Consider the following 11,658-nt stretch of genomic DNA (forward strand, 5'->3'; position numbering starts at 1 on the left):
AACAGGGTAATCGATTAGGGATAATCGGTTTATATTATATTTCGTTCAGCGTGAAGGTTTGTTTCTTCTAATGCCGGATTATTTTACAATAACTTTAAACGTTTTGGTGCCCGAGTCTGAGCTTACTTTTACCAGATACATACCGGCAGAACCTTTTATAGCGTCTTCGTGCAGATAGGTTTCGATCTGGCTGTATTGTTTTTCTTGTATAAGTGATCCTGTCGGCGAATAAATGCTTATTGAGGCATTGGTCTTTTTAGGGAACTGCATCGCTATGGCAAATTTTCCGTCGGGTGTCGGGTTTGGGTATAAGATCAGAATATTTGAATCTGTAACTTCTTTACCGTCTGTGCTAACGGCAATTTTCTTTGATGTTTTACATTCCTGATCGTTTATCAGTCGGAGTTCGTAATCTCCGGGCTGATCGATTAATATTTTTGAATTGTCATCTATAAAATTGCCTTCGTAAAACCATTCATACTGGTAATTTCCTGCCGGAAGGTCTTTGCCTGCATCAAGAAGCAGTGCATTGCCGTCTGTGAGGAGATAATCTGATTTCAGGTTTGGGAATGTTCCTTCTTTATCGGCCACAAAAACGGTTTCTGAGTACATATTTCCTTTTTTGTCTTTTACGATATAATCATACGTTCCTGAGGAAAGCTGTACGCCGCTTTGGCTCTTGGCTGCCTGGTTCCATTGTTTTACAACGGCTTCGCTGCCTTCTTTTTTAACGGTTACGGTAAATGGGGCTTCTCCTCCTTCAATAGTATAATTGAGTTCTCCTGATCCTGCCACACCGCATACTGCCTCGGTAATCCAGACTCTGCTGAACATCTGCGGGGCTACTTTTATGGTAAATTTTGCAGTTCCGGTTTTGTGCTTGTTCCAGTCAAAATCTTTTAAAACTAATTTTTCTTTTGCCGAAGTGCTTCCTAAACGAATGTATTCCGAGTCATTTTCGTCATAAGTTCCTTTTCCTGAATAGTCTACCAAAAGCCAGTAATAGGTATCTTTGGGCAGCGTTCCTTTTACAAATGATGGATTAAAGGTCCAGTCAAGGCTTAGATCGGTTGGGTTTTCGAAATCAAGCTGCCATTCTCGTGAAACGCCTACAGGTTCGCCCTGTTCTTGTTTTTTTACGAGAAGGTTTTTACCGTTATCGCTCCAAAATGCAAAATAGTTGTTCGGTATTTTGTTGGTTTTGCTTTTCAGCTCCATGGTCAAAAGTCCTTCTTCGATCATATTATTGCTTTTTACCTGAAGCAATCCGCTGGCATCATCACGTCCCACAGCCGTTATAGACGAAGTAAAGTCTTTGTGTTTTTCGACATCCCAAATGGTTTCTCCTTTACTGTTTACGTAATTTTTATTGTCAAACTGTGAAAGGGAAATTCCGTATTTGATGGCCAGATAACTTGCTGCTCTCTGAGTTTCCTGTCCGGATAAAACTCGGTTGTATACCAGTATTTCGCTGATGTTTCCTTTAAATTCTTCCGGCGGGAGTTTCTCCATTTTGGATTTCTGCCCGATGGTCAATGAGGAAAGTTTGGCCACACTGTCCGTAATATTCTGCTGAAAAAAGTGAATATTGGCTTTATGGGGTTTGATTTTTTCCTGATACGACTGGTAGGAATATTTTTTTAGGTCGACTAATCGTTTGTTTGTTGCGGCCGAAATGATTTTCTTCGGGTCGTTGATGGTCCATAAAAACTGTTCTTTCAGACTGTCTTTTACTTTGTATACCATAAAAAGCGTCTGACGTCTTTTACTGCTTACGCCAAGGGGTACAATTAATGAGTCCTGAGTAGTGTCAAAAACAATACTCGGGTTAAAATTGAAAGCGGCACCGCTTTGTTTTTGGGCTGTTATTTTGGCTTCATTATTTTCAATGAGGCTTTCCCAGTAATAATTCTCGCCTGTATTTTTAGATTTCAGCCAGAAATAAGGCTCTAAAACGGCTCCGGGAAGTACTTTTTCCTGTGAAAAAGCAAAGTCAGCACAAAAGGCTGACAGTATAATTACCAGTAAAAAAATCTTTTTGTTCATAGTCTGAAAATGATTTTTATGATGATGCTGTATTAAAAGTTCCCCAAATCGTCAAAGTCGAATGAGTAGCCCAGGATGATCGAAAAGGCGTTTATTTTGTTTTTCTTTTCGGTGTATTTATGTCCGTTTTCTTCGGTCATAAGGGCATCTGTAAGTCCAAGCATATATCGAGCACCTACCGAAAAATTAGAATTGAATTCGTATCCTAGTGAAAAGGTTCCGTAGAAATAGTTTTTTCCTGTAAAGGATTCTTTCAGCACCTTCTCCACATTGGCATCGGGCTCGAAATAAACGCCTGAATCTGCAAAAATCTGCTGGGCATTTGAGGTGTATTTGACATTATCTGACTGTACATTAAAAGCCACATAAGGTCCTGCTCCAATGTAAAATCCTTCAACCGGGTAGTATTTAAACTGTGCCCCGACGTTGATGTACGAGTAATCGAAACTCATCGTATACTTAAGTCCTTTTATGTCCTGATAATCCAAATCTGTGCCCTGCATTGAGTACGAGATTTCGGTCTGGATTCCTACATTGGCATACGGATATTTCCAGTTGATGAAAAAACCGCCCATAGGTCCAAATTTGCCTTTTTCTTTAAAACTAAATCCGTCATACAAACCTTTTTCAACTATCATATCAGGAAGTCCCGACATTGATGAATAAATCCCTCCCGCAAAAAGTCCGTATGTGATTTCTCTGTCGCCTTGTGCAAATAACGTTTTGGTGCTTACTAGTAAAAGAAGCAGAATAAGTTTTTTCATTTTTTATTAAATTACCATTGGTGAAAACTGTAGCCTAAAGAAAAACAGAACACACTGCTCTTGTTTTGGTTTTCGATAAACTGAAATGAGGATGCGTTGCTTTTGATCATGTCCTTTACGCCCAGATAGTAGCGAAAGTCAAAGTGAACGCTTTTATGAAGTTCATAGCCTAATGCCAGGCAGAGCGAGAAATCATCCGCTCCGTCAAGTCCGTCTTTGTAAAACTGTCTGGTGGCAACGTCATACGCTCCGTTTGCTTCGTTCGAAGTATAGGTGATATCGTTTGGCGATAAGTTGATTCCGTAAAAAGCGCCCACTCCAAAATTAAGGCCTTCATACGGGTATACTTTGTATAAGGCTCCTAACTGAAGAAATGCGTAATTAAGCCCCAGTTCGAATTCTTTACCCACTGCATCACGGTAGGTAACGGTTTCTCCTGATTGTCTGAATAAAATTTCAGGCTGAATGGCAACACGGGTATCGTGAAGTTTGCAGTTTAAAAAGAATCCGCCCTCGAGTCCGTACTTGCCTTTGCTTTCCAAAACACTGTTATCAAAGGTGTTATCTCGTCCTTTGATGCTTGCGGGTAAATTACTGAATGTAGAGTGTAAAGCTCCTATTTTTAATCCGTAGGTGATGTTGGTTTCGTTCTGGCTGTAACTTGTGGTATTAAATAAACAACTGAATATTATTAAGGGTAATATTACTTTCATAGGCAAAAATTTCCGCGAATATATGTATTAATTATTGATGTGATAAACCGAAAATCGACTAAAAAGTGAAAATTACCTGATTCGAGGTATTAATTTTCTGAAAAATAAAATGTAGGGCTATACCAACAAAATCTCTTTTTTAGCCAAAACAGCTTTTAAGATATATCGTAAAGACTAGGTTGTTAGTATTTTACAAATCAAACTCTTTGATTGTTTTCAAATAAAAATTAAGAATTATCTTATTTTTAAAATTTAGCAGAGAAGTTTTACTTTTGCCATTTTAAAAATGAAAAAAGCGTATAATAAAATATTTTACGCTTTTCCCGGAAGTTGATTTTATTATCAATCTTAAGTAATAATTAAGGAACCGGTATAACGGCTTTAATCCAAAAATAACCCTAAAGATTTTCTAGTCTAAATTACCGGTCATATCAACTCTTTTATAAAAAAATGACACGAAGCAGAGATTATGAGTCACAAGACAATTTTTATCAGGAATAAAATAAACAGGACGTACAAAAAAATGCAAAATCCGGAGACATTTGCACTTGAAATTCTTAACTGCTAAACAGTAACATCTATATAAACCAAAAAGACCGTTCAAAAAGAACGGTCTTTCTTAAAAATATCTTTTAAAATAATTAAGCTCTAAACAAAGCGTATTTATTATAATTGTACAAAACCTTATCGTATGGCACGTAAAGCGAAACAATTTTTTCTGATGATTCATTAAAATTGATTCCGTGGTGTTTTCTGAATAAGTAAATTTCTTTTAAACAATTCGAAAGACTCTGGTGAATTTCGGTTGTAAAAGTCGGCAGTTTTTTATCGCCTACCAAAAGGTCGATCTGATAGTTTGAACTGCTTTTTGATAAATTATTACCAATAATTCTAATTGTGAATGTAGTTGGCTTTCCGTACTCTTCGCCCTGATATTGTAGTGTCATAATTTTATATTTTTAAGGTTGGTATTTTCTTTTTCGTAATTTCAGATAGAACTTAGTATTCACATTTAAAGTTAGGAAAAAAAACGAAACTGATTTACAAACTTAAATTAAATTTAAGATTGACATTTAATTTAAGATACTATTTTCTGATTTTTTTTCTTTGGCAGCATCCAGCAGATAAGGTTTTCCATTTTCATCAAACATGGTCATATTCATGGCGTCTAATACAATCAGGTTTTTTGAAACTGAACCTTTAAATTTATTGTATGAAAGATTCATTTCAGATAAATTTTCGAGTTCTTCGAGTTCTTTCGGAATCTCTCCTTCAAAATTATTATTGAAGAAACTTAGATTCTGCAAAGCCTTAAAGTTCAAAATTTCGGGACTTATGTTTCCTGAAAACTGGTTATTATTTAAAAGAAGAATTTCTAAAGACGAAAGCTTGTATAAAGAATCCGGAATTGTTCCTGCTAATGTATTGTCAAACAAACAAAGGATTTGCAGCTGATTTAGTTTTCCAATTTCTGACGGAATCGTTCCTGAAAAATTGTTTTTGAAAAGTTCTAAATCTCTCAAATTCTTTAAATCGCAAATGGTTTCCGGAATTGTTCCTGACAATTGGTTATGGGAAACATTCAAAACTTCGAGTTTCTTTAAATTGCCAATTGATTGCGGCAGCATCCCTGTCAGCTTATTTTTATGAAGGTCGATGACGGATAAATTTGCTAAATCGAAAAATTCGGCAGGAAGTTCTCCCTGTAAATTATTATCGGATAAATATACTGCGGTTACTTTTCCTTTTTCGGTATGAACGCCATACCAGGCCGAAACCGACAACGATAAATCCCATTTTACTTTCCACTGCGATCCATTCGTCGCATGATATAGTTTTAATAGCGCGTTTTTCTCTTTTTCCGAAACTGTGTCTGCAAAAATATTCAGAGAAAAAACAAATGCTAAAAAAAGAGTTGCAAGGCTTTTCATAACAGATTTGGGACTTTGTTTTTCCGCTCCAAAATTAGATAAATACAAGACACAAAGCGAATTATATTGATAAAGTTTTGATAAATAAAAGTCTGTGTTATTTTTCTTGTTTTTAAAACTTTTACTTGTAATACTTTTTTTTGATTAATTTTGAACTAACTAATTACAAAAACCTAATAGTATGGAATTTCACTTTTACGCATTTCTGGTCTCTGCAGTCGTAACGCTTGTCGTGGGCTTTATCTGGTACAATCCAAAAGTATTTGGAACCATCTGGATGAGAGAAAACAACTTAACTCAGGAAGAACTGAGAAAAGGCAATATGCTGAAAATTTTCGGGCTTACTTACATTTTCTCTTTAATGATTTCAACGACTTTATTGTCGCTGACCATTCATCAGTCAGGAGCAGTGGGAATGATTGGCGGTCCGCCTATGATTGCAAGTGCTAAACCCTCTTTTGCTGCTTTTATGGCTGACTACGGAACGGCTTTCAGAACTTTTAAACACGGAGCACTTCATGGCTTCATGTCGGGATTATTTTTTGCTTTCCCACTTATCGGAATCAATGGTTTATTCGAAAGAAAATCATGGAAATACATTTTTGTACATGCCGGTTTCTGGATCGTATCGCTTACTTTAATGGGCGGTATTATCTGCGCATTTGTATAATATAAAATATTCTTAAACCCGTTTGAAATTTATCAAGCGGGTTTTTCTTAATAATAACTTAAAGGAATTGAGTTATTGTAAATATTATCTAATTTTGAAGAAATTAGTTCACTCATTTGAATACAACTTATTCTTTCCGAATTTATAAAAGCGCTTCGCAGCTGCCTTCAGAATGGAATGCGCTTGCCTCATCTAACATTTTTCTAACGCGGGAATATCTCGAAGTACTGGAAAATTCTTCTCCGGTTAATATGACCTGTCACTTTATAGGGATTTTTGAAGAAGAAAAAAAACTAGTCGGGATTGTTTTATCTCAGTTTCTGTTTGCCGAAAAACTTGAATCGTTTGGTGAACGCGATAAATGTTTAAAAACGTCTGTTCGGAATTTTGCTCTTAAAAATTTTGCCTCGCACGTATTGTTTATAGGCAATAATATGCTGACGGGACAAAATGCTTTTGCTTTTGATAAAAACATAAAACAATCAAAAGCAATTAAAACGCTGCACAAGGCTATTACACAGCTCAAAAAGGATTTAAAAGAGAAAGGCAAGAAAGTTCACATTACCAGCATAAAAGATTTTACCGAAAAAGAAATCAAACCGCTGCAGGATGAATTCAAAAACAATTATACGTTTTCTACTCAGCCGAACATGATTTTTGACATTAATGAAAACTGGAAAACCGAACAGGATTATATTGATGCATTATCCAAAAAATATCGGGACCAATACAAACGTGCCCGAAAAAAAGCGGACGGAATTGTAAAACAGCAAATGTCATTATCGGATATTAAAAAATACGAAGACGTAATTTATGATTTGTATTTTCATGTGGCAAAAAACGCTCCTTTTAATACTTTCTTTTTAGCACGAAATCATTTCAGTTTTTTCAAAGAAATCATGGGAGAAAACTTTTTGCTTTATGGTTATTTTTTAGATGAAAAACTAATAGGTTTTAATACTCTTATAAAAAACGGCGAGGTCATGGATACCTATTTTTTAGGTTATGACGAAAGTGTACAGCGCGAAAAAATGTTATACCTCAACATGTTGTACGATATGATTGCTTATTCTATCAAAAAAGGTTTCAAAGAAATTGTTTTTGCCAGAACCGCACTCGAAATTAAAAGTTCGGTTGGTGCAAAACCGGTAAAAATGTACGGGTTAATCACACACAGCAATGCATTGATTAATCATAATATTTCCCGATTTTTTAATTATCTGGAACCTAAAACGGAATGGCAGGAACGTAATCCTTTTAAATAAAAAATGTACCGCCCCGCTGGAGTTTTTTACTACTTTGATATATTTTTCTATAAATATTTCTTCGTTTCCTGAACTGAAAAAGCTCCTTTAGGAACGAAATATTTATAGAAAAATCTGCGATAAAGTAAAAAGCTCCGGCGGAGCGGCATAATGCATACCAATATCTGCAATAAAAGCATCAATCAAAATTACGGAACCGCCAGTTTCATTTGTTTGTGCAGAATATCAATTTCTAAAAATTTTTGCGCACCGCAATATTCTCCGTCAATTTGAAAATTAACCGGATAATCGGTTTCTATTGTTGCTTTGTCTGTCGAAATAATTACAATATCATCTGAATCAATGGGCATGTTTCCGGTAATTATTTTTCCAATCAATAATAAATCAAGGCTTTTCAGAATCACCAGTTCAAATTTACCGTCGTTCATCGTGCCATTCGGATTAATGATTACGCCTGTTCCGTATTTCTGCGAATTGGCAATTACAATCATTCTTGCGACATGCTGTACTGTTTTGTTATTTGCCGAAATTGTGGCTACAAAAGGTTCTTCAGATTCTTTTAAAGTTGTAAACGCCTGCAGGGCATATCCCCAAAAACCCCGAACATCACTTTGCTCGTAATTTTTAACCAGATTGGCATTTAAACCCAGATCGCTTAAATGGATGCTTTTTTTACCGTTGATGCAAATCATATCCATTTCGATATAATGATGCAGAAAGGCAATTTTAAGGTTCTCCTCGATTCCGGCAGGCAGATTTAAATCGACCGAAAGTCCGTTTGCAGATCCGGCGGGCAGAATTCCAATGATCACGTCCTGATCTTCCATGGCTTCTGCCACCATTTTTATTGTTCCGTCGCCTCCCGCAACGACAATTCTTTCGGGAGCATATTGATTGTATATGTTTTGTATTGCTTTCAAATCGTTTTTTCCGGTGGTTTCATATACCTCCAGATCGAAATGATTTGTCGCTGCAAATTCCTGAACAGCCTCGATTAGTTCAGATTTATCAAGGTCTCCCGATATGGGATTTACGACAAATAGGATATTCTTTTTCAAAATTTTATTTTTAAAACCAATTAAAATAAGTAAATTACAGTTACATAAATATACGTAATTAATGAAACCAATTTTACAATTATACCGGGGTTATGCAAATGAACAGGAATTAATTGTGATGGGGCATGTTTTAAGAAGAGAACACAATTATGATTTTGAGAAAAAGAAATTAAAAAACGCAACCTCAGTCCTCAAATTATTCCGAATTAAAACCATTAAAAATTTTGATATTTATCTTCATTACAACGACAAGATAATTCATACCAAGACTTTAGACGATGGTTTTTTTAATTTTTGTATTCCGCTCGAGAAAGAAACACATTTTGGCTGGATGCCTTATGAAGTAAGCCTGAAATATAAAGATCAGACTGTGCTTTGTAAAGGCAGTTTTATTAGGCCGCACAAAGGAAATCTCGGCATCATATCGGATATTGATGATACGTTTTTGATTTCGCATACCAATAATTTCTTCCGTAAAATTTATATTTTATTATTCCGAAATGTAAATGACCGCAAAGTTTTTAAAGATGTTGTACCGCATTATCAGGCTTTAAGTTCGGCCGGAAGACATACTACAGAAGAAGTAAATGCTTTTTTCTACATTTCCAGCAGTGAATGGAATTTATACCGCTTTATTGCCAAATTTACCCGAATAAACAAACTTCCAAAAGCAGTTTTTCTGCTGAAGGACATCAAAAGAGGTATCACTGATTTTTTTATGAGCGGCAGAGGGAATCACGATCATAAATTCGAAAAAATAAAACACGTTGTCGAATTTTACCCTACTCTTAAATATGTTTTAATGGGTGATGATTCGCAGCACGATCCGGTTCTATACGAGCGTATCTGCAAAATATTTCCGGTTACGGTAATTGCGGTTTACATCAGGCAGACGGGAAAATATCAGAAAAGGGAAGTTCAGAAAATATTGAAGAATCTGGAAAGTCTTGATGTTGCGGTTTGTTATTTTAAAGACAGCAGCGAAGCGATTGAACATTCCCGCTCTATTGGGATTATTAAGTGAGTTTTTCTTGTTTCAGGTTTCAGGTTTTCAGTCTTGCTTTTACTCTGAAATTAAAAAACCTTTGTCAAAGTTTTAAAAACTTTAACAAAGGTCTGTAATACGTTCCTGCTGAACTTGAAATCTAAAAATTGAAACTCTAAAAAACTAAGAATTAAAATTATCAATCTCTTCCTGAACAGCTTCCCAGTCAATTAATAACTGATCCAGATCTTCTTTCTTTTTGTTGTATGCTGTAAAGAATGAAGCGTCTTCGATATGTTTGTCGTAATTAGTTTCGAGCATTTTATCGTCGTGCTGAATGTCTTTTTCTAACTGCTGAATCTGGCTTTCGATTTTGCTTAATCTATTTTGAAGCGCTTTTGTTTTTTTCTGGTCTTCGTAAGATGCTTTTGTCGTTTCTTTTGGAGCTGTTGTTTTTACAACATCTTTTTTCTCTACTTCACGCATGTTTTCAAGATTGCGCTGTTCTAAAAAGAAATTAATGTCTCCCAGATATTCCTTGATTTTTTGATCTTTAAATTCGTAAACGATATTCGACATTCCCTGAAGAAAATCCCTGTCGTGAGAAACTAACAGTAATGTTCCTCCGAATTTTTGAAGTGCTGCTTTTAAAACGTTCTTAGATTTAATATCTAAGTGGTTCGTAGGCTCATCCATCAGCAATACGTTGATTGGCTGTAATAATAATTTACAAAGTGCCAGGCGGTTACGCTCTCCTCCTGAAAGTACCTTTACTTTTTTCTCAACATCATCGCCTCTAAAAAGGAAAGAACCTAACATATCGCGCACTTTCATGCGGTTTGTGTCGGTTGCGGCATCTTCCATTGTTTGAAGCAAAGTGATTTCTCCGTCTAAATATTCGGCCTGATTTTGAGCAAAATATCCTAACTGTACATTGTGTCCCAATTTGATATTTCCATCATACTCAAATTCGTTTACTAATGCTTTGATGAAAGTTGATTTTCCTTGTCCGTTTTGACCAACGAAAGCAATTTTACTTCCTCTTTCGACCAATAAACTAATATCTTTAAGAATCGTTTTGTCGCCGTATGATTTGGTTACATGTTCTGCTTCGATAACTACTTTTCCAGGTTCTTTAGAAACCGGAAACGAAATGTTCATTACTGAATTATCGTCTTCATCAACTTCGATTCTTTCTACTTTATCTAATTTTTTAATCAAAGACTGCGCCATCGAAGCTTTTGAAGCTTTTGCACGGAATTTCTCGATTAATTTTTCGGTTTCTTCAATCTTTTTCTGCTGGTTCTTTTGAGTTGCTAATTGTTTTTCGCGAATCTCATGACGCAGTTCTAAATATTGAGAATAGGGTTTATTAAAGTCGTATGCTTTTCCTAAAGAAATTTCGATTGTACGATTGGTAACGTTATCCAAAAACATTTTATCGTGCGAAACGATTACCACAACTCCCGGATAATTACGAAGGAAATTTTCTAACCAAATGATACTTTCGATATCTAAGTGGTTGGTAGGCTCATCCAGAAGCAGTACATCGTTTGACTGCAATAATAATTTAGCCAATTCGATACGCATTCTCCATCCTCCGGAAAAAGTTTCTGTCTGGTTATTAAAGACTTCTCTTTTAAAACCAAGTCCTAAAAGAATTTTCTCGGTATCTCCTACATAGTTGTAACCTCCAAGAAGTTCAAAACGATGGGTGTAGTCAGATAAATCTTCAATGATCTGACCGTATTCTTCGCTTTCGTAGTCTGTTCTTGTAACGAGTTGGTGATTAATTTGTTCCAGCTTTTTTTCTACAATCTTAATTTCTGTGAAGGCTTCATAAGCTTCTTCCAAAACTGTTCTTCCGTGTTCGAAATCAATATCCTGACGTAAAAAGCCCATCCGGATGTCTTTTTCCTGAGAAATTACTCCTGAATCCGGTGCGAAATCTCCTGCCAGCATTTTAAGCATGGTCGATTTACCCGCTCCGTTTTTACCTACAAGACCTACGCGGTCTCCGGCGCCTAAACGAAAGGTAACTTCTTCAAATAAATACGTTCCGCCAAAAGAAACTGAAAGATTGTGTATGTTAAGCATAATATTTTGCTGCAAACTAAAGGCTGTTAAAAACCTTTATGATTTAGTAATTAAAAACAAACTGTAAATAAGCCAATTGCCTTTTACAATTTTTAAAGTGCAAAAGTATAATTTTTAATTGAAGTTTTT

The 11,658-nt window shown here is 35.6% G+C and carries 10 protein-coding genes; 3 read left to right on the plus strand and 7 right to left on the minus strand.

Annotation, left to right across the window (positions count from 1 at the left end; genetic code table 11):
- Nucleotides 1-78 precede the first annotated feature (78 nt).
- The 5 genes from OZP11_RS10165 to OZP11_RS10185 all read right to left on the minus strand — a co-directional run bounded on the left by OZP11_RS10165 (nt 79) and on the right by OZP11_RS10185 (nt 5,454).
- On the minus strand, nt 79-2,046 hold the full coding sequence (locus OZP11_RS10165; RefSeq protein ID WP_281235090.1) for a T9SS type A sorting domain-containing protein: 1,968 nt from the start codon (nt 2,044-2,046) through the stop codon (nt 79-81).
- 32 nt (nt 2,047-2,078) lie between these two features.
- A complete protein-coding gene (locus OZP11_RS10170; protein WP_281235091.1) occupies nt 2,079-2,810 on the minus strand; it encodes an outer membrane beta-barrel protein in 732 nt (243 codons plus the stop codon).
- An 11-nt stretch (nt 2,811-2,821) separates the two neighbouring features.
- A complete protein-coding gene (locus tag OZP11_RS10175; RefSeq protein ID WP_281235092.1) occupies nt 2,822-3,523 on the minus strand; it encodes an outer membrane beta-barrel protein in 702 nt (233 codons plus the stop codon).
- A 641-nt stretch (nt 3,524-4,164) separates the two neighbouring features.
- Complete coding sequence (locus tag OZP11_RS10180) at nt 4,165-4,470, minus strand: hypothetical protein (protein ID WP_281235093.1); 306 nt, start codon at nt 4,468-4,470, stop codon at nt 4,165-4,167.
- Between the two features lie 126 nt (nt 4,471-4,596).
- Nucleotides 4,597-5,454 (minus strand): leucine-rich repeat domain-containing protein, encoded by an 858-nt coding sequence (locus OZP11_RS10185; protein WP_281235094.1) that lies wholly within the window; start codon nt 5,452-5,454, stop codon nt 4,597-4,599.
- 181 nt (nt 5,455-5,635) lie between these two features.
- Here OZP11_RS10185 and OZP11_RS10190 point away from each other — a divergent pair, with 181 nt between their 5' ends.
- Both OZP11_RS10190 and OZP11_RS10195 read left to right on the plus strand, forming a co-directional pair.
- Nucleotides 5,636-6,124: a DUF1761 domain-containing protein gene (locus OZP11_RS10190; RefSeq protein WP_281235095.1), complete on the plus strand. Its 489-nt coding sequence runs from the start codon at nt 5,636-5,638 to the stop codon at nt 6,122-6,124.
- A 116-nt stretch (nt 6,125-6,240) separates the two neighbouring features.
- A complete protein-coding gene (locus OZP11_RS10195) occupies nt 6,241-7,389 on the plus strand; it encodes a peptidogalycan biosysnthesis protein (protein WP_281235096.1) in 1,149 nt (382 codons plus the stop codon).
- Nucleotides 7,390-7,577: 188 nt separating this feature from the next.
- On the opposite strand, the gene OZP11_RS10200 is transcribed toward OZP11_RS10195, so the two are convergent.
- Nucleotides 7,578-8,447 (minus strand): diacylglycerol/lipid kinase family protein, encoded by an 870-nt coding sequence (locus OZP11_RS10200; protein ID WP_281235097.1) that lies wholly within the window; start codon nt 8,445-8,447, stop codon nt 7,578-7,580.
- 61 nt (nt 8,448-8,508) lie between these two features.
- Here OZP11_RS10200 and OZP11_RS10205 point away from each other — a divergent pair, with 61 nt between their 5' ends.
- Complete coding sequence (locus OZP11_RS10205) at nt 8,509-9,471, plus strand: App1 family protein phosphatidate phosphatase (protein ID WP_281235098.1); 963 nt, start codon at nt 8,509-8,511, stop codon at nt 9,469-9,471.
- Between the two features lie 144 nt (nt 9,472-9,615).
- Here OZP11_RS10205 and OZP11_RS10210 read toward each other — a convergent pair whose 3' ends face one another.
- Nucleotides 9,616-11,529 carry an ABC-F family ATP-binding cassette domain-containing protein gene (locus tag OZP11_RS10210; RefSeq protein ID WP_281235099.1) on the minus strand — a complete coding sequence of 638 codons (1,914 nt, stop codon included), beginning with the start codon at nt 11,527-11,529 and terminating at the stop codon, nt 9,616-9,618.
- Between the last annotated feature and the right edge of the window lie 129 nt (nt 11,530-11,658).

It is taken from the genome of Flavobacterium gelatinilyticum (assembly GCF_027111295.1).
GTDB lineage: Bacteria > Bacteroidota > Bacteroidia > Flavobacteriales > Flavobacteriaceae > Flavobacterium > Flavobacterium gelatinilyticum.

Excerpts from the sequence above, each read along its gene's own strand:
- OZP11_RS10180 (WP_281235093.1), bottom strand. The coding sequence starts at position 4,470 with ATGACACTACAATATCAGGGCGAAGAGTACGGAAAGCCAACTACATTC.
- OZP11_RS10185 (WP_281235094.1), bottom strand. The coding sequence starts at position 5,454 with ATGAAAAGCCTTGCAACTCTTTTTTTAGCATTTGTTTTTTCTCTGAAT.
- OZP11_RS10205 (WP_281235098.1), top strand. The coding sequence starts at position 8,509 with ATGAAACCAATTTTACAATTATACCGGGGTTATGCAAATGAACAGGAA.
- OZP11_RS10165 (WP_281235090.1), bottom strand. The coding sequence starts at position 2,046 with ATGAACAAAAAGATTTTTTTACTGGTAATTATACTGTCAGCCTTTTGT.
- OZP11_RS10190 (WP_281235095.1), top strand. The coding sequence starts at position 5,636 with ATGGAATTTCACTTTTACGCATTTCTGGTCTCTGCAGTCGTAACGCTT.
- OZP11_RS10170 (WP_281235091.1), bottom strand. The coding sequence starts at position 2,810 with ATGAAAAAACTTATTCTGCTTCTTTTACTAGTAAGCACCAAAACGTTA.
- OZP11_RS10210 (WP_281235099.1), bottom strand. The coding sequence starts at position 11,529 with ATGCTTAACATACACAATCTTTCAGTTTCTTTTGGCGGAACGTATTTA.
- OZP11_RS10175 (WP_281235092.1), bottom strand. The coding sequence starts at position 3,523 with ATGAAAGTAATATTACCCTTAATAATATTCAGTTGTTTATTTAATACC.